17 protein-coding genes are annotated in these 18,069 nt (G+C 34.2%); 5 read left to right on the forward strand and 12 right to left on the reverse strand.

The genetic code is table 11. From position 1 onward, the window contains the following. Window positions 1-54: 54 nt before the first annotated feature. Both ACUN26_RS23655 and ACUN26_RS23660 read right to left on the reverse strand, forming a co-directional pair. The gene (locus ACUN26_RS23655; protein ID WP_001242402.1) at window positions 55-1,623 is read right to left on the reverse strand and encodes a BCCT family transporter; all 1,569 of its coding nucleotides are present in this window, start codon (window positions 1,621-1,623) and stop codon (window positions 55-57) included. A gap of 365 nt (window positions 1,624-1,988) precedes the next feature. Continuing rightward, a complete protein-coding gene (locus tag ACUN26_RS23660) occupies window positions 1,989-3,059 on the reverse strand; it encodes a nitric oxide synthase oxygenase (protein ID WP_000047638.1) in 1,071 nt (356 codons plus the stop codon). A gap of 215 nt (window positions 3,060-3,274) precedes the next feature. On the opposite strand from ACUN26_RS23660, the gene sodA reads away from it, so the two are divergent. Next, on the forward strand, window positions 3,275-3,901 hold the full coding sequence (gene sodA / locus ACUN26_RS23665) for a superoxide dismutase [Mn] (RefSeq protein ID WP_000094062.1): 627 nt from the start codon (window positions 3,275-3,277) through the stop codon (window positions 3,899-3,901). Window positions 3,902-3,989: 88 nt separating this feature from the next. Here sodA and ACUN26_RS23670 read toward each other — a convergent pair whose 3' ends face one another. Further along, window positions 3,990-4,883 carry an NAD-dependent epimerase/dehydratase family protein gene (locus tag ACUN26_RS23670; protein ID WP_000847857.1) on the reverse strand — a complete coding sequence of 298 codons (894 nt, stop codon included), beginning with the start codon at window positions 4,881-4,883 and terminating at the stop codon, window positions 3,990-3,992. Between the two features lie 94 nt (window positions 4,884-4,977). After that, entirely contained in the window at window positions 4,978-5,568 is a 591-nt protein-coding gene (locus ACUN26_RS23675) for an AmiS/UreI family transporter (protein ID WP_000542573.1), read from the reverse strand. 372 nt (window positions 5,569-5,940) lie between these two features. On the opposite strand from ACUN26_RS23675, the gene ACUN26_RS23680 reads away from it, so the two are divergent. Beyond that, window positions 5,941-6,342, forward strand: a complete 402-nt coding sequence (locus tag ACUN26_RS23680) for a hypothetical protein (RefSeq protein WP_001128273.1) — start codon at window positions 5,941-5,943, stop codon at window positions 6,340-6,342. Between the two features lie 167 nt (window positions 6,343-6,509). On the opposite strand, the gene galE is transcribed toward ACUN26_RS23680, so the two are convergent. Further along, a complete protein-coding gene (gene galE, locus ACUN26_RS23685) occupies window positions 6,510-7,526 on the reverse strand; it encodes a UDP-glucose 4-epimerase GalE (protein WP_000996154.1) in 1,017 nt (338 codons plus the stop codon). Window positions 7,527-7,747: 221 nt separating this feature from the next. Continuing rightward, window positions 7,748-8,395 carry a PAQR family membrane homeostasis protein TrhA gene (gene trhA / locus ACUN26_RS23690; protein WP_000995370.1) on the reverse strand — a complete coding sequence of 216 codons (648 nt, stop codon included), beginning with the start codon at window positions 8,393-8,395 and terminating at the stop codon, window positions 7,748-7,750. A 164-nt stretch (window positions 8,396-8,559) separates the two neighbouring features. Between trhA and ACUN26_RS23695 the strand changes: the two genes are divergently transcribed. Further along, window positions 8,560-9,120 carry a DUF1836 domain-containing protein gene (locus tag ACUN26_RS23695; RefSeq protein WP_000427895.1) on the forward strand — a complete coding sequence of 187 codons (561 nt, stop codon included), beginning with the start codon at window positions 8,560-8,562 and terminating at the stop codon, window positions 9,118-9,120. Between the two features lie 42 nt (window positions 9,121-9,162). Here the strand turns inward: ACUN26_RS23695 and dbpA are convergent, their stop codons facing one another. Together dbpA and ACUN26_RS23705 are read right to left on the reverse strand one after the other, a co-directional pair. Further along, window positions 9,163-10,608, reverse strand: coding sequence for an ATP-dependent RNA helicase DbpA (gene dbpA, locus ACUN26_RS23700; RefSeq protein ID WP_000037213.1), 1,446 nt, complete (start codon window positions 10,606-10,608; stop codon window positions 9,163-9,165). Between the two features lie 188 nt (window positions 10,609-10,796). Continuing rightward, on the reverse strand, window positions 10,797-11,828 hold the full coding sequence (locus tag ACUN26_RS23705; RefSeq protein WP_000827026.1) for an acyltransferase: 1,032 nt from the start codon (window positions 11,826-11,828) through the stop codon (window positions 10,797-10,799). 240 nt (window positions 11,829-12,068) lie between these two features. On the opposite strand from ACUN26_RS23705, the gene guaC reads away from it, so the two are divergent. Both guaC and pepF read left to right on the forward strand, forming a co-directional pair. Next, window positions 12,069-13,052: a GMP reductase gene (gene guaC, locus ACUN26_RS23710; RefSeq protein WP_000432439.1), complete on the forward strand. Its 984-nt coding sequence runs from the start codon at window positions 12,069-12,071 to the stop codon at window positions 13,050-13,052. 137 nt (window positions 13,053-13,189) lie between these two features. Continuing rightward, a complete protein-coding gene (pepF, locus tag ACUN26_RS23715) occupies window positions 13,190-15,007 on the forward strand; it encodes an oligoendopeptidase F (RefSeq protein WP_000800001.1) in 1,818 nt (605 codons plus the stop codon). A 41-nt stretch (window positions 15,008-15,048) separates the two neighbouring features. Here pepF and ACUN26_RS23720 read toward each other — a convergent pair whose 3' ends face one another. The 4 genes from ACUN26_RS23720 to ACUN26_RS23735 form a co-directional block, all read right to left on the reverse strand. Beyond that, window positions 15,049-15,927 carry a radical SAM/SPASM domain-containing protein gene (locus tag ACUN26_RS23720; protein ID WP_000713626.1) on the reverse strand — a complete coding sequence of 293 codons (879 nt, stop codon included), beginning with the start codon at window positions 15,925-15,927 and terminating at the stop codon, window positions 15,049-15,051. A 181-nt stretch (window positions 15,928-16,108) separates the two neighbouring features. Next, a complete protein-coding gene (gene rlmH, locus ACUN26_RS23725; RefSeq protein ID WP_001027003.1) occupies window positions 16,109-16,588 on the reverse strand; it encodes a 23S rRNA (pseudouridine(1915)-N(3))-methyltransferase RlmH in 480 nt (159 codons plus the stop codon). Window positions 16,589-16,647: 59 nt separating this feature from the next. Then, a complete protein-coding gene (locus tag ACUN26_RS23730; RefSeq protein WP_001052826.1) occupies window positions 16,648-16,833 on the reverse strand; it encodes a CxxH/CxxC protein in 186 nt (61 codons plus the stop codon). Window positions 16,834-16,886: 53 nt separating this feature from the next. After that, the gene (locus ACUN26_RS23735) at window positions 16,887-18,062 is read right to left on the reverse strand and encodes a S1C family serine protease (RefSeq protein WP_000008025.1); all 1,176 of its coding nucleotides are present in this window, start codon (window positions 18,060-18,062) and stop codon (window positions 16,887-16,889) included. Window positions 18,063-18,069: the final 7 nt, after the last annotated feature.

Here is an 18,069-nt window from a genome sequence, read left to right on the forward strand (position 1 = left end):
AAAGAGGAAGCATCTCATTTAAAATGCTTCCTCTTTTCAGTGTTTATTTATCATTTATTTTGATTTACTAGCTTTCTGGAATAAGAAAGCAGTTTTATCTTTTTCTTGTACAATGCCTTGCTTCAATGCTAATTCTCCTGCAACTTTAGGTGCCAGCCACAGCATCGGGAATAACAAAATTGATACCGGAACAGCTGTCACTACAATGAAAGATTGTAATGCATTAATGCTTCCTTCTCCCATATATAAAAGAATTGCTGCAACTGCTCCCATAATAAGCGACCAAAAAATTCGCAAGCTAATTCTAGGATCTCCATCTCCAGTCACTGCCATTGAAATGGAATAAGCCATTGAATCTCCTGTTGTTACTACAAATAAAATTGTTAATAAAAGAAATGCCGGTCCAATAATATTAGATAGTGGCAGTTGCTCTGTAATTGCAATCATAGCTGCTGGCATACCAGATTCACTTAAAGCGTTCGAGATAGATCCAGGCTTCATTAATTCATAAAATACACCCGTTCCCCCCAATATAGTGAACCAGAACGTTGTAATAATAGGTGCAATAATTCCAATTGCAACGATGATTTCGCGAATCGTTCTTCCTCTTGAAATTCGACTTACTAAAATTGCCATCATTGGTCCATATCCAATAAACCATCCCCAGAAAAAGATTGTCCAAGATCCTAACCAACCTGTATCCCCGCGGTATGTGCTCATTGGTATAAACTCATTTATATAAAACCCAAACGAAGAAACAAATGAATCAATAATAAATCCACCTGGTCCAAAGAATAACACAAACACCATCAATAAAATCGCTAGTTTAACATTTAAATCACTTATTATTTGAATCCCTTTATCAATACCCGTTACCGCAGATATAGTAGAAACAGCTACCACACAAATAATAATTGCTAATTGAGTAGTAAACACGTCGGAAATTCCGAATAATGCTTGTAAGCCATAACTTGCTTGTAAGCCTAAAAATCCGATCGGACCAATTGTTCCTGCAGCTACTGCAATAATTGCAAATGCATCAATCATCGTTCCAAGCAAACTCTTTCGCAATTTCTCTCCAAAAATAGGATATAAAAGCGTACGAGGTTTTAACGGCATACCTTTATGATAATGTCCATACATCATAACTACCGCACTAATTGTACCTAAAATCGTCCAAGCTAAAAATCCCCAATGCATATAACTTTGTGCTAAAGCAGGCATGACTGCTTCTTTCGTTCCAGCAGATATACCTTCATGTATTGGTGGCACCGTCATCAAATGGTACATTGGCTCTGCCGCTGCCCAAAAAACGCCACCTCCGGCAAGTAGTGTAGACATAATAATAGCAAGCCACTTTGCCGTACTAATCTCAGGTTTTTCTAAATTACCTAGTTTGACCTTCCCATATTTCGAGAATGCCATACACATCGCAACAATAAATGTACCTAACAATAAAATCTGCCAAAAAGCCCCGAAGTACTTAATTGAAAATGCAAAACTGCGATTAATAGCTCCCTCTACATAACCTTTATTTAAGAAAACTGCGATTACAAATAATAAAAGCGAACCACCACTAATAAGAAATACAGGCCAATCTGTTTTTTGATTCTTCATCCTCATTTACACATCCTCCTTCCTCAGCAATCTAAAAAAACAACTTTATTATGTTTTCTTGTTTAAATCCAAAACACAATTATTATATAAATATAATAATTCATCAATTTTCCACATACTTATGTTGTCCCTAAAAATATGCTAAACCCCTTATTTAAAAGAAATATTCTATTCCTCTTACATAAAAAAGCAAAACAAAAGACCTTATATGTCTATAAGGTCTTCGAAACAGAAATTTGATTATAACATAAGGAACTCCCTGGTTCAAAAAGCTCCTGCCAAAAATAACCGAGAGTAAAGGCTTCCATTTGCTACATAACAGTAATTAAAAAAATTTTATATTTTACAGGAAATCCCCCCTATACTAAATATTATTTATGAAAGAAATTTGGCTTCAAAATATCATTCGGATACGGTTTATGATAAATATGAGTGGCAGCTGGCGATAATGGCGGTATTAACCATACCCAATTTCCTGTTACAACGCGACCACAGGCAGCTTCTTGCTTCTCAAATTGCTGAAATTGTTGTGCAGCAGTATGGTGGTCAACAATACTAATTCCTTGTTTTTTAAATGAATATAATACAGCAATGTTCAACTCAATTAATGCCTTGTCTTTCCATAACGTGCTATTTCTTGATGTATCTAAATTCATCATTTCTGCAACTGCTGGAAGTAAATTATAACGATCCTGATCAGCTAAGTTCCGAGCTCCAATTTCCGTCCCCATATACCATCCATTAAACGGAGCTGCCGTATAAGAAATACCACCAATCTCTAAACGCATATCTGAAATCATCGGCACTCCATACCATTTCACTTCTAAAGATGAGATTGGGTAATCTGGATGCTCAATTGGTACTTCTTTTACTTCTTCTTTTGGAATTTCTTTATATATAGGCTCTTTTCCATCAACAGAAAATACAAGCGGTAATACATCAAAATTCGTACCTTCTCCTTGCCAGCCAAGTTCCTGACAAAAATCCGTAAATGTAGCGGAATGAGAATCACCGATTACTCCCATTTCTGTTTTATATCCTGCATATCGAATTAATTGATGATTATAAATTCGTATATTATTTTCTTCACTTTCATATTGCTTAAAAATTGTAATTGTCGGTTTAACTTTCCCGTCGTTCGTTGCATATTTAATGTGATGAATTAACGCATTATATACACCTTCTTCATCATTCACTTCACGTGCATCTAATATGTGCATCTTACTCCAGAATAGCCTTCCAATACATCTATTACTATTACGCCATGCCATTCGCGAACCATGAACAAGTTCTTCAAATGTATGCTCATACGTTCCCGTTCTCTCTATTTCCATGTGAATTTCTTTTATACGCTCTTCTATGAATTGCTCTTTATTAAGCTCTTTATAGCAAGTAGTAATAAAATTACTCGCTTCCTCTATTAATTGTTTCGTTTTACTCATAAACAATCTCCTTCTATTTCAACAAACGCTACTAATTTACAGTATAAGCAAAAAGGATAATAGTCACAAACGAAAGTGAAAGTGTTACTTTTATTGTAATATTTTCAGAAAATTATAGAAATCTCTCTTGACTTCTATGAAAAATAAGTGTATTTTTGACTCAGGTAAAATATTTTTACCTAGGTCAACTTTTAAACTAGAAAGGAGGTAATATTATGTCTTCATTTCAATTGCCAAAACTTTCATATGACTATGATGAATTAGAGCCATATATTGATAGCAATACACTTTCTATTCATCACGGAAAGCACCATGCGACATATGTAAACAATTTAAATGCTACTTTAGAAAACTATACTGAATTACATAATAAATCTTTAGAAGAGTTACTATGTAATTTGGATGATTTACCAATGGAAATTATTACAGCAGTTAGAAATAACGGTGGTGGTCATTATTGTCATAGTCTTTTTTGGGAAGTGATGAGCCCTCGAGGTGGCGGCGATCCTAATGGAGACGTTGCAAAAGGAATTGATTATTATTTCAATACCTTTGACAACTTAAAAGACCAACTGTCCAAAGCGGCCATTAGTCGTTTTGGAAGTGGATATGGATGGCTTGTTCTTGACGGTGAAGAACTTTCTGTTATGAGTACACCGAATCAAGATACACCTTTGCAAGAAGGGAAGATCCCGTTACTCGTCATTGATGTATGGGAACATGCCTATTATTTAAAGTATCAAAATCGGCGCCCAGAGTTTGTTACCAACTGGTGGCATACAGTGAACTGGGACCGGGTAAACGAGAAATATTTACAAGCAATTCAATCACAAAAACATTAGTCGTGCGTATAAGGTAAATTTGGTAATGTAAAATCAGTATTGTCGAAATCCTCCAGAATCCCCCGGATTGCCACCGGGGGATTTATGATTACTTCATTGTATTTATGTAATGGCGTAAAATATTTTTCATTTCTAGTTTCAACTCTCGGAATGGAAATCCCAATTCACGAGCCTTTTCATTATGTAACGTACAATTAATTACTTCATTATAAGGCGCTTTATTATCTCCTACTTCTTGAATGAGAGCTTTTATCCCCGTATTTTCTTCTATGAAACGAATAACTTCTCTGGTAGAAACTACCCCGTTGCTACAAGCATTAATCGGCCCTTCTATGTTTTCCATCCCACACCAAGCTAAAAACTCTCCTGCTTCTTTCTCATGTATAAATGCCAAATCTCCATCTACATGATCCACAACGATAGGCTCTTGTTTCACAACATGTTCAACGTAAAATTGTAATCTTTTCGTATAATCATTTTCTCCAATAACAACTGGAAAACGCACTGCAACAACTGGGAATGCTGCATGTTGAAATACAACTGCCTCAGCTAATCTCTTACCTTCACTATAATTAAAATCATTCCTATCTCCATACGTGATTGCATACTCATATGGATTAAAGTCCTCTTCTAACAGACCTAGCGCAGGCTCATAGACAGCCATTGAAGATGTCATAATATACTTCTTAGTTTTTCCTTTTAACACTTCACATGCTCTCTTCGCTGCATTTGAGCTATAGCATAAATTATCGTATACAATATCATAACTTTTACCTTCTAAACGCTTTGCTAGTTCTTTTTCGTCTTCTCTATCTACGATGATTCTTTTTACTGCACTTCCAAAGGAATCTTTAGTAACTCCCCTCGTCGCAATCGTTACATCATGTCCAACTTGCAACAGTACTTCTACTAAATGTTTACCAAAAAATCTTGTTCCCCCTAGTACCAATACTTTTTTCACCTTCATCATCCCCGTTTTCATAAATTGTAAAATACTACCTCCCTTATTATAAATGCTAAAATAAAAAAACATGGAATCAGTTTAACGATTCCATGTTTTTTCTACATATGACGCATTAACGTACTCGATATTTAAAAATACAATAACAGAAATATAAAATAGAAATTACTGATACATAAACCCATAGTTCATATACAAATCCCTCTCCCCAAACTCCCATAAAATAAAAGAGTGAAGGCAGTGTCAATGTTACCCATGATTGTACGAAAGCAATTCTTCCAAGATATTGATTGATATTCTTTTTTTGTGTATTTAATACAAAGAATAAATACCAAAGTAATGCCCACATAAACCATGTTAACGCATTAACAACATCGTTGAATTGAACAAATGAAACGACCATATAGAATAAAGCAATAATCGCTACCCAAATACAGAACCATCCTAGACCACTACTATCCATTCCCTTTATAAAAGTAACACCTACATATAAATAGGTTAATCCAAATAAAAAGGTAGCTGCATATGAATATACCGTCCAATTACTTTGATCAGAAATCATAATCAAATAGAACGGAATGATAATTTGTAATGCCCCCACAAATAAATTAAAAACACCTGCGCTTTTCATCTCTGCTTTTCCTAATATAACAAGACTATTTAAAAATAAAGCTGCACCTGAAAGTAATAATCCTACATAACCCATATATATTCGTGTGAAAATCTTATCTTTTCACACTTTTAACCTCCCCACACTTTAAAGTGATACCTATATTATTTTTCTTCCCATTTAAAACTACATACATAATTTTTCATCTGAATAAGTCAGACTTCCTACCTTAAAAAAGAGCAAACTTAAAACGCTTTCAATAATAAATAACCCTATCAAAATATGCAATAGGATTCCTTGATTATAAACGGACTCTAACAAGGATACAAGTGTTGGAATACTTTTCAATCATACGTTTTTAATTTCTATAAAAAATGAATAGAATGATACATTTTCCCTATCTCATTCTACTAATGCCTAGCATAAAATATAGTACAATCATATCATTTTAAGGAAGGTTTGATATTTATGCCTCTTCATTATCCAAATCAACCTGTTTTTCACTCCACAGGTGTATTAACAAGAGAGCCTGCAACTGTTTCAGCAGTAGTAAACATTGTAAATTTAGATGCATTTTACGCACACTATGTAAGTATAGAGGTTTGGGATTGGTCTAACTATTCTAATCCTGTAAAATTACCTGTACTAATTGGTGAAAATGCGGAAGTAGTATTTCCATATATTTTACAAGGGAACAACTTAGCAGTTTTTTATGCTGATTTAGGTGACGCTGTTGACTTGTATGAAATTCGTATTTCTTATCCTAGCCACTCCAATATTATCGCAAATTGTTTTGGACGAAGCATACCGCCATACGCAAGCCAAGAAGGTAATACCGTATATCATAAACAACTTGTTCGAATTCATTAAGTTCTCTTTCCAAATCACCAATTTATAAAAGCATTCAATAGATTAAATTCCTATTGAAGTGCTATGGTCAGTAATACTCTCTTTCATTTTCTTTTCCTCAACGAAAACTATTACTGACCTTTGGTTCCTTTATTATACATAAATACAATAAAAATAAAGTATCCTCCTTAAATCATTTGATAGCCATTTTTATTATTTACCTGCCATCTCCAAGAATCTAAACACATTTCTTCTAATCCATATTCCGCTTCCCATCCTAATTCTCGCTTCGCTTTAGATACATCAGCAAAACATATCGCTACGTCCCCAGGACGACGCCCGATAATTTTATACGGTATTTTTTTGCCCGAAACCTTCTCAAAAGCATTAACCATCTCCAATACACTATACCCTTTCCCTGTACCAAGGTTATATGCATCTATTCCTGTAGTTTCAAGCACTTTCTCAAGTGCCTTTACATGTCCTTTTGCAAGGTCAACAACGTGAATATAATCACGAACACCTGTCCCGTCTTTTGTTGGATAGTCATTTCCAAATATATTTAATTCCTTTAACTTCCCTACCGCTACTTGTGTTACATATGGCATTAAATTATTAGGAATCCCATTTGGATCTTCTCCAATACGACCACTTTGATGCGCCCCAAATGGGTTGAAATAACGAAGTAACGCGATACTCCATTCACCATCAGCTTTTGCAACATCACGCATAATTTGCTCTATCATTAACTTTGTTTGCCCATATGGATTTGTCACGCTTAATGGAAATTCTTCCGTAATTGGTGATGTTTTTGGAATTCCATATACAGTTGCAGACGAACTAAAAATAAATTTTTTCACATTATGTTTTTGCATTACATCACATAATATAATCGTACTTATAATATTATTATAATAATATGTAAGCGGAATTGTAGTAGATTCCCCAACTGCTTTGAAGCCAGCAAAATGAATAACTGCTTCAATGTTATTTTCCAAAAAAATCTCATTCATTTTTTCACGATTTAAAACACTTTCATTATAAAATTTAAATTGTTTCCCTGTTATTTCTTTTACTCGGTTTAAAGACTCTATTGAACTATTTGAAAGATTATCTACGACTATAATTTTATAATTATTATTTAATAATTCTATACACGTATGACTACCAATATATCCTGCTCCACCCGTTATAAGTATCGCCATATATATAGTCCCCCACTTATCATCAATTATAAAATTTTATAATCTCAATACACATCTATCCTATCATATTCCAAGATATAAATTCTAAATATTTTAAATTTTCTTTTATATAAAAAGCTACATAACCTTTAAGTTATGTAGCTCTTCAACATCTATATTTTTCTATATCATTTTTTATTACCCAAAAATTTTAGTAAAAGCTATCCAAACGTTCTGATTTGTTAAATTACGTAACAATATACACTTAAAAAGTGTGCCAGGCTTCCTAATAATACGAAAACATGAAAAATTTCATGGTGTCCCATATATTTAAACTCCAACCATTTTGGCTTAGCACCGTAAATAAACCCACCAATTGTATAAAAAATACCTCCAAGTATTAAGAAAAGGATACCTCCTGTACTTAAATTCTCAGCTAGCGGTGCAAAGAATAGAACAATTAACCAACCCATCAGAAGATAAATTCCTGTCGATAACCATCTTGGGCAATTAAACCAAAACATTTTAAAAACAATACCACAAATCGCAGTTGCATAAACCAAACAAAATAGTAGTAAACCATTTGCCGAACTTAATGTAATTAAGCAAAAGGGTGCATATGTACCTGCAATTAATATAAAAATCATAGAATGATCTAACTTCCTAAAGAAATAAATAACACGTTCACTGGCTACAACACTATGATACACAGCTGATGCCATATAAAGGACCATCATCCCAATACCGAATAAAATAACAGCTGTAATTGCAGCAAAAGATGGCATCTTAACAGAAACTTTCACAAGCATGGCTAATAATGCAATAAATGCTAATACAGCTCCTCCTAAGTGAGTAAATGCATTAACCGGTTCTCTTACATAAGCATTCATATAAACACCCCTCATATAATTACATGTAGTTTTAATAACTACATGTAATTATATACGCATTATTTATACTAGTCAACATTTACAATTCACTTGTTTCGTAATACCATATTTAAAGATATACTAAACATTCAGTTCCACTAAGTGATAAAAGTGAGGGGTTTTACGTGGAAAATATAAATAAATTACTTGAATCATTACATTTAGAAAAAAATATTAAACTTGAGGATATCCCAAATGTCGACTTATATGTAGACCAAGTTGTTCAACTATTTGAGAATACTTATGCGGATACAACAAGAACTGATGATGAAAAAGTATTAACAAAAACAATGATTAACAATTACGCAAAAGGGAAACTATTCATCCCTATTAAAAATAAAAAGTATTCAAAAGAGCATATGATTTTAATTAGCTTGATTTACCAATTAAAAGGAGCCCTTTCCATTAATGACATAAAAAGCTCCTTAGAAAATATAAATGTACCTTTACTAAACGATGATACATTCGAATTAAATACTCTCTATAAAGATTATCTTGCTCTTACTGAAACCAATGTGGAAACCTTTAACCAGGACGTAAATAACCGTATTAGGGAAGTAAATGAGATTTCCTCCTTAGAAGATCAAAAGCTAGAAAAGTTTTTATTACTAACATCCTTCGTGACGATGAGTAATATGTACAGACGATTGGCAGAGAAGTTAGTGGACGATTTAAAAGAATCGTAAATAAAAAAACTATCCACCTGTTACAGTGGATAGTTTTTTTATTTACTTAATTGCTTCATGGACTTTTAATTGTTTCCCTTTAATCGTTGTATTTTTCATGGTCTTTAAAACAATTGGTCCTTTTCCATTTAATATTTCAACGTAAGAAACATTGTCCTGTATCGTAATAATTCCTATATCTTCTGCTGTAACACCTTTAATTTTAGCAATTGTGCCGACAAAATCTACCGCTCTAATTTTCTTTTTCTTCCCACCATTAAAGTACAGCTTCATAATCCCTTTGTTTAAGTCTGCACTTTTATCTTTCTTTATAATTGGTTTAGCATGTATTTTTTCCTCAAATACTGCCTTCCCTTTCATAACCTCTTCTTTTGAAGGTGCATATGCCTTTGGAATTTCAAAGCCGATGTACGCCTCAATTTCTTCTAAAAATCTATTTTCATACGGAGTTATGAATGTAATAGCTTTTCCTTTATTGCCAGCTCGTCCCGTTCTTCCTGTACGATGTACATAACTTTCTTTTTCTAACGGAATATCATAGTTAATAACATGTGTAATATTATCAATATCAATTCCTCTAGCAGCTACGTCTGTCGCTACTAAATAACGGAACTTTCCTTTTCTAAAATCGTCCATAACTTCAAAACGATCTTCTTGCACCATACCACCATGTATTTTGTCACAAGGATAGTTAACACGGTTTAACTGTCTAAATACGTGATCTACATTTTCTTGTGTACGGCAAAAAATAATACAACTATCTGGATTCTCAATTGTTGTTACATCTTTAAGAAGTGAAAGCTTCTCCTCTTCTCTCGTCTCAAAAAGTGTATGTTCAATTTTGTCTGTGGTAATCCCGGCAGCCTTAATTTCAATATACGTTGGCGAATCCATATACGTACGGGATAACTTTTCAACATCTTCTGGAAGTGTTGCCGAAAATAGCATTGTCATTCGCTTTGTAGGTAATTCATCAATAATTGCCTCTACTTGATCAATAAAGCCCATATTTAGCATTTCATCTGCTTCATCAATGACTAAATACTTCAGACATTCTAAAGAAAGGGTACCTTTTTCAATATGATCTAACACACGGCCAGGAGTCCCTACTACGATATGTGTCTTTTGTTTTAACTCTAATTTTTGACGTGCAAATGGAGACTTACCATAAACGGCCGCAGCCTTAATTCTTTTGAAGCGGCCTATATTCGTAATATCTTCTTTCACTTGAACAGCAAGTTCTCTCGTCGGCGTCAAAACTAATGCTTGTGGCTTATTCTCTTCCCATTCCACCATTTCACAAAGTGGAATACCGAATGAAGCTGTTTTTCCACTTCCAGTTTGCGATTTTACAACAAGATCCTTCTTTTTCAATGCAACTGGAATAACCTCTCCTTGCACTTCTGTTGGATGTTCATATCCTAAACCAGTAAGTGCTCGTATTATTTCTTTACTTAATGCATAATTACTAAATTCCTTTTTACTCATATACTAACCTCATTTGAATTTTATATTTAAATAACTATACTCTCCATATCTAACGTCAAGTTATACCAAGATACTATATTAAATCAATGTTTTCAATTCATTTAAGTTTCAATTTATCTACGTATAATTCTTAAATAATAAAGGACAGCCTTAATTATAAGTCTGCCCCTCTAAATTGTATTCATCTTTTATGGAACTAATTTTTTTACAACTGGTATTCTTTGCAATACTAAAGTAATTACCATACTAAGAACAATTGTGATTGTTACATTAATAGGTATTGCCAATATTGCATGTGCATGTTCATTCACCTTTGGAAATACTCTGTACAGATAGTTATTTAATAAGAAATAGTGAAGGATATAAATACCAAGGCTCGCTTGATTTATACCGCGTAATACAAATGGTAATTTTCTTTCTGAATTTCCGAAAGAATATTTGAAAAATACAAATAAACTAATCGCCATAAGTACAACACCTGGAGAAAAGTATCCATACCAAAACTGATCCAATTGTCCGTTTGCCTGAACTGTATAATAATATGTAACAAAGAATGTAATAATAAATCCTACAATTCCTCCAATGTAAGCCAAATTCCTCCACTTTTTCACAATATCATAATTGGATAAATAATAACCAAGAAGGAAATAGCCTACATAATTTGTAACGTAAAATAATTCAATATTAAAGTTGATAGGATAATAATATTTTGCCAAATTAACGACAACAGATGCATATAACCATAAAATTAAAAAATACTCTATCTCTTTCTTTTGAGCATTCTTCACAAAAATTTTCAGTAAAGGTGTAATTAAGTATATCCCTACAATCATGTACATGAACCATAAATGTCCACCAATACTATCTGTTAGAAAATATTTTATCCCCTGTTTTATAGAACGCGGGAAATATCCTGCATAAGCTCCGTATAAATAAAATAAAACACTCCAAGCTACAAAAGGTATAATTACCTTACTTGCACGTTTCTGTATAAATTCTCCAATAGAAATATCTTTCGTACCCTTTAATAATAAAGCTCCACTAATCATCACAAAGATTGGAACGCTAGCGCGTGAAAGTGACTCAAAAAGATTCCCAGACAACCAACGCGAAACGTTATTTGCATCCAATGTGGAAACATAACCAGCGGAGACATGAATTGTAACTACTGCGATTGTCGCTAACACACGCAACCAGTCCATATACACTAATCGTTTCATTAACAGCTCTCCTAAATTTACATATTTGATTTTTCCTATACCACACATAATTTTACATTAAATCATGTTATGTTAAAACAAATTTTGACGATATAAACCTACAGTAGACTTAAATCAACTTAATTTTTTTATATAAACATTAAAACCTTTGACTTATTAGTGAAAATAATGTAAATTATCCTTTGGACGAACATTTTCAAACGAAACAAATAAAATATTCGTATTTTAGGGGTGTAAATGATGGAAAACGTATTTGACTATGAAGATATTCAATTAATTCCTGCAAAATGCATTGTAAACAGTCGATCTGAATGTGATACAACTGTCACTTTAGGAAAACATAAATTTAAATTACCTGTCGTACCTGCAAATATGCAAACGATTATAGATGAAAGAATCGCAACTTATTTAGCTGAAAATAATTACTTCTATATCATGCATCGTTTCCAACCAGAGAAACGAATCTCATTCATTAGAGATATGCAATCACGTGGATTAATTGCTTCAATCAGCGTTGGTGTTAAAGAAGACGAATACGAATTCGTACAACAATTAGCCGCTGAGCAACTTTCACCTGAATACATTACAATCGATATCGCACACGGTCACTCTAATGCTGTGATCAACATGATTCAACATATTAAAAAACATTTACCAGAAAGCTTTGTTATCGCTGGAAACGTTGGAACTCCAGAAGCGGTAAGAGAATTAGAACACGCTGGCGCTGACGCAACAAAAGTTGGTATTGGACCCGGTAAAGTTTGTATTACTAAAATTAAAACAGGCTTTGGAACTGGTGGTTGGCAGTTAGCTGCACTTCGCTGGTGTGCAAAAGCTGCAAGTAAGCCGATTATTGCTGACGGTGGTATTCGTACACACGGTGATGTAGCTAAATCTATTCGATTTGGGGCAACTATGGTTATGGTCGGTTCTCTATTCGCTGGTCATGAAGAGTCTCCAGGGGAAACAATCGAAAAAGATGGAAAGCTTTATAAAGAATACTTCGGTTCAGCTTCTGAATTCCAAAAAGGTGAGAAGAAAAACGTTGAAGGTAAGAAAATGTTCGTGGAGCATAAAGGTTCTTTAGAAGACACTTTAATCGAAATGGAACAAGATCTTCAATCTTCTATCTCTTACGCTGGTGGAACAAAATTAGATGCTATTCGTACTGTAGATTATGTTGTCGTGAAAAACTCTATTTTCAACGGTGATAAAGTATATTAATTCTTATATTGAGCTCGAAGGACAAGCATGTGTATGCCTGTCCTTCTTTTTTATGTATAAAACCGTTAAATATTTTTATTTTACTGAATTTTCTAGTATCATATTTTTAAATACTTAAAATAAGGGGGCTATAATAAATGAAAAATGTAATTGAAAATCGCCTTATTCGCGCAGAAGTTCCTACTGAACTAACATGGGATCTTTCTGATTTGTATAAATCTGATGCCGAGTGGCACGCTGCATTAAACGTATTAGAAAATGATATACAGAAACTTGGTGCATTTAAAGGACGCTTGCATACTAGCTCCACTACTTTACTAAATTGCTTACTTATAGAGGAAGAGCTTTTAATGAAATTAACAAAACTGAGCTCATATGCAAACCTAAAAGAATCTGCTGATCGGACAGATCCAGTTATTCAAGCGAACTCTTCCAAAGTTTCTGCTCTAGGAACGAAAGTACATACAGCACTATCCTTTATTCATAATGAAATTCTCTCATTTGAAGAAGGCACGATTGAAAAATATTTAATTGAGGAGATAAAACTCAACCCTTTTCGTAAATCATTACTAGAAGTGCTGAGCAAAAGGCAGCACACTCTTTCACCTGAAACAGAAGAAGCACTTGCTGCACTTGGCGAAGTTCATAGTTCTCCATACAAAATTTACGGCATGACTAAATTGGCCGATATGGATTTCAATCCTATACAAGACGAACAAGGAAACGAATTCCCTTTGTCATTTGCATTATTTGAAAGCAATTATGAATTCTCTCCAAGCGCATACATACGTAGAAAAGCATATGAATCGTTTGTTTCCACTTTGAAGCGATATAAAAATACAGTTGCCACAACATATGCTACTGAAGTAAAAAAACAAGTGACACTTTCTCGTTTACGCAAATATGAATCCGTTACTCATATGCTTTTAGAGCCGCAAAAAGTTCCACTTGAAATGTATAACAATCAACTTGATATTATTTATAAAGAATTAGCGCCTCATATGCGCCGTTTTGCAGATTTAAAAAAGAAAGTATTAGGACTCGATCAAATGCTTTTCTGCGACTTACATGCACCTTTAGATCCTGAATTTAATCCAGCAATTACTTACGAAGAAGCAGGCAAACTCATTCAAGATTCTTTAAAAGTATTAGGAGATGAATATAGTTCCATTATCGAAAAAGGCTTCAAAGAAAGATGGGTAGATCTTGCAGATAATGTAGGCAAATCAACAGGAGCATTTTGTTCAAGTCCATATGGTTCTCATCCATATATTTTAATTACATGGCAAAATACGATGCGCGGATGCTTCACATTAGCACATGAATTTGGTCATGCTGGGCATTTTTATTTAGCAAATAAAAACCAGCGCATTATGAATGTACGTCCATCTATGTACTTTGTTGAAGCACCATCAACAATGAATGAATTATTACTAGCCCAACATTTACTTGCAACAACTAACGATAAGAGAATGCGCAGATGGGTCATTCTACAACTACTTGGCACATATTATCATAACTTTGTTACTCACTTACTTGAGGGCGAATACCAACGAAGAGTATATACTCTAGCAGAAGAAGGACAAGCACTTACAGCTAAAAGTTTAACCGAAATAAAAACAAATGTCCTTTCTACATTCTGGGGGGATTCTGTAGAAATCGATGAAGGTGCCGGCTTAACTTGGATGCGCCAACCTCATTATTACATGGGCTTATATTCTTACACGTATTCTGCAGGTCTAACTGCATCTACCGCAGTAGCCCAAATGATTAAAGAAGAAGGGCAGCCCGCCGTTGATCGCTGGTTAGATGTACTTCGCGCTGGTGGTACAATGAAACCACTTGAATTAATGAAACATGCCGGAGTAGATATGTCAAAACCAGATGCAATCCGTAAAGCTGTTTCTTACGTTGGCTCCTTAATTGATGAATTAGAGCGTTCTTATCAAGAATAAAAAAATAAGCCCTCGCTTCTTTATGAGGGCTTATTTCATATTTACTTTCCAAATCTTTTACGGTATCCACATTTCCTACATAACTCTTCGACTGCAACTCTTTTCGAAAATCCATCGACAATGTTTGTTGCTCTTTCACCTTCTATAATGTTAGAAAATGAATCATTATTAATATTCCCAAGATTAATAATCCCTTCACCGTCTAAACAGCAAGGAATAACCGTTCCATTTGCTAAAATACCCGCTTGATTTCGAAGACCATGACAGAATCCTTTTCCATCATCCTCTTCTTCATGCAATGCCGGCCATTGAAATTCATAATCTTGATTAATAAAGACACGTTCCGCAATTTTTATACCTTTTCCTGGTGTAAGCTTCTCTTCAATTTGATAAGGCAGATCAAACTCATTTTCAATTATGGATAATAGCTCTCTATTTTTCTGGATTTCAGCATTTGTCTTATTATCCTGAGTTAAATTCCATAACCTTAGCGAAACAATTAAATCTGATTGACTTGTTGCTTCCCTAATGAAGGCAAGTATACTTCTTACATAGCCCTCTTTATCTTGCGAACCTGGATGTCCATCAAAACTGTGCAGGGAAAAGTTCATTTGTCTTAGAGCAGGCTTATTTAACAGTCTATGCCTTCTCTTATTAATTAACGTTCCGTTCGTTGTAATATTAACTTTAAATCCTTTTTCATGGCTTAAATCTAGCAGTTGATCTATTTTTGGATGGAGCAACGGCTCACCCTTCACGTGCAAATAAATGTAGTCTGTGTGAGGTTTAATTTGGTCTAATCTTTTAGCAAAATCCTCCACAGAAATGAATTGCTTCTGCCTTTCCGTCGGCGGACAAAAGCTGCACGCAAGATTACATACACTTGTAATCTCTAAGTAAAACTTCTTAAACTTCTTCACCTTTAATTCCTCACTTCTCTGACTATTTATAATTTTTTCCTCTTCATATTACAGCATACTTTTTTAGAAATAGAAACATACTTATTTTAGGAAATCTGCATACCACCTATTAATGTTTAAAAGACCATCGGTGATTTTTATCCAATGGTCTTTTTTACTCTTTTTATATACAAATGGAAATTTACTTATGATATGGTTCACCACGATTAATACGAAACGCTCTATACACTTGCTCAAGCAATACTAATCGCATTAATTGGTGTGGTAATGTCATTTTCGAAAAAGAAAGAGATTCATTGGAACGCTTCATTACTTCTGAACTTAGTCCAAGTGATCCACCAATTACAAAGGCAACTTTACTCTTTCCATATGTAGCAAGACGATCTAGGCTTACTGCAAATTCTTCTGATGACTTTTGTTTTCCTTCTATCGCTAATGCGATCACGTGCGTATCATCAGAAATTTTATCCAGTATACGTATACCTTCTTTTTCTTTTACAATTAACATTTCGGCTTCACTTAAATTTTCTGGTGCTTTTTCATCTGGCAATTCAATTACTTCTACTTTTGCGTACGCAGATAATCGTTTTAAATATTCTGCTATACCTTGTTTTAAATACTTTTCCTTTAATTTTCCGATTGAAATAATCGAGATATTCACATTTATTCCCCACCTTACAAACATGTTATCCACATAACTTATCCACATATCCACAAATGTTACCCACATATTGTGTGAGAATCTGTGTTCGATACAACATATGTCGCCTCATTTTGACAAAATTCACATGTTTTTTTATCTTTTTCTGAGTTATCCACATTGTTAATAACCGGTGCAACTTCACATTCATCAACAATAATATCTAACGCTAATTCAACATGTTCTAAACAACAAGGTAAATTCATATTCTTCACCTCACTTTTCTACAATAGAAAACAGGAGGTAGGCCCTCCTGTTTTTAATATTTTTGAATGCCTAATTTCACCGTTGTTGTTGCTCTTTTTGTACCACGATAAAACGTAAGAGTCATTTTATCATTAATTTTTTTATCATATAAGGCCGTACGGAACCCAATAATATCGTTTACTGGTTTTCCATCTACCGCTACAATAACATCATGTTCTCGCAAACCAGCATCCGCGCCTGGTGAAGGACTTTTCACATCTAAAATGCAAACTCCCTCTGCTACATTGCCTGGTAAATGTAATGTTTTGGACCAATAATAATTCGGAATCTCATTTAATGATCTAAGTTCAATTCCAACATAAGGTCTTCTTACTTTCCCGTACTTCTCAAGTTCATTCATAATCGGAACGGCTCTAGTAACCGGAATAGCTAATCCGATTCCTTCCACTTCTTTTGCAGCAATTTTCATTGAGTTAATACCAACTAATTGTCCTGCCGCATTTACAAGTGCACCACCACTATTACCTGGATTAATCGCTGCATCTGTTTGTAATACTTCTACTTGCCAATCGTAATGACCATCTTGGTCTAAGTCTACAGGAACAATACGCTCGTTAGCTGAAATAATGCCTTGTGTAACGGTCCCCGAAAATTGCAGTCCGAGTGGATTTCCAATCGCAATGACCGGTTCTCCTCGACGAACTTTATTAGAATCGCCAATCTCAATTATTTTTTTCACATGCTTCGCATCTATTTCTAGTACAGCTAAATCTGTGACTACATCGGTTCCTAATACTTTCCCTGGGACCTTCTTACCGTCACTTAGACTTACTTCAATACGATTTGCTCCAGCAACGACATGGTTATTTGTTACAATGTAAGCTTGTCCATCTGTCTTTTTATAAATGACACCAGATCCTGTACCGGCTTCTGAATCTGCCTCTGAAAAATTGTCTCGTTGAATATTAATAATACCAACAACAGCTTCAGAAGCGCGATCAACAGCGTCTACAAAGCTAACCTGTTTAATCCCTTGAGCTTCAGCCATGTTACTTCCACTTGCTTCAGCTTGCGAAAGCGCGCCAGCATGATTCGAAAATAAAGGCGCCCCAAATGCAAATAATGAAGCCCCTACAATTGTTCCTGCTATGCTAGAAATGACAATACCTTTATGCTTCTTTTTACCTGCACGTTTTATACGATACTTTTCTTCATCAATAAAGGACATATTTGTT

It is taken from the genome of Bacillus sp. WC2503, assembly GCF_052682895.1.

Excerpts from the sequence above, each read along its gene's own strand:
- sodA (WP_000094062.1), top strand. The coding sequence starts at position 3,275 with ATGTCTTCATTTCAATTGCCAAAACTTTCATATGACTATGATGAATTA.
- ACUN26_RS23680 (WP_001128273.1), top strand. The coding sequence starts at position 5,941 with ATGCCTCTTCATTATCCAAATCAACCTGTTTTTCACTCCACAGGTGTA.
- ACUN26_RS23675 (WP_000542573.1), bottom strand. The coding sequence starts at position 5,568 with ATGGGTTATGTAGGATTATTACTTTCAGGTGCAGCTTTATTTTTAAAT.
- dbpA (WP_000037213.1), bottom strand. The coding sequence starts at position 10,608 with ATGAGTAAAAAGGAATTTAGTAATTATGCATTAAGTAAAGAAATAATA.
- ACUN26_RS23705 (WP_000827026.1), bottom strand. The coding sequence starts at position 11,828 with ATGAAACGATTAGTGTATATGGACTGGTTGCGTGTGTTAGCGACAATC.
- ACUN26_RS23735 (WP_000008025.1), bottom strand. The coding sequence starts at position 18,062 with ATGTCCTTTATTGATGAAGAAAAGTATCGTATAAAACGTGCAGGTAAA.
- ACUN26_RS23660 (WP_000047638.1), bottom strand. The coding sequence starts at position 3,059 with ATGAGTAAAACGAAACAATTAATAGAGGAAGCGAGTAATTTTATTACT.
- guaC (WP_000432439.1), top strand. The coding sequence starts at position 12,069 with ATGGAAAACGTATTTGACTATGAAGATATTCAATTAATTCCTGCAAAA.
- galE (WP_000996154.1), bottom strand. The coding sequence starts at position 7,526 with ATGGCGATACTTATAACGGGTGGAGCAGGATATATTGGTAGTCATACG.
- ACUN26_RS23670 (WP_000847857.1), bottom strand. The coding sequence starts at position 4,883 with ATGAAAACGGGGATGATGAAGGTGAAAAAAGTATTGGTACTAGGGGGA.
- pepF (WP_000800001.1), top strand. The coding sequence starts at position 13,190 with ATGAAAAATGTAATTGAAAATCGCCTTATTCGCGCAGAAGTTCCTACT.
- ACUN26_RS23730 (WP_001052826.1), bottom strand. The coding sequence starts at position 16,833 with ATGAATTTACCTTGTTGTTTAGAACATGTTGAATTAGCGTTAGATATT.
- ACUN26_RS23655 (WP_001242402.1), bottom strand. The coding sequence starts at position 1,623 with ATGAGGATGAAGAATCAAAAAACAGATTGGCCTGTATTTCTTATTAGT.
- trhA (WP_000995370.1), bottom strand. The coding sequence starts at position 8,395 with ATGAATGCTTATGTAAGAGAACCGGTTAATGCATTTACTCACTTAGGA.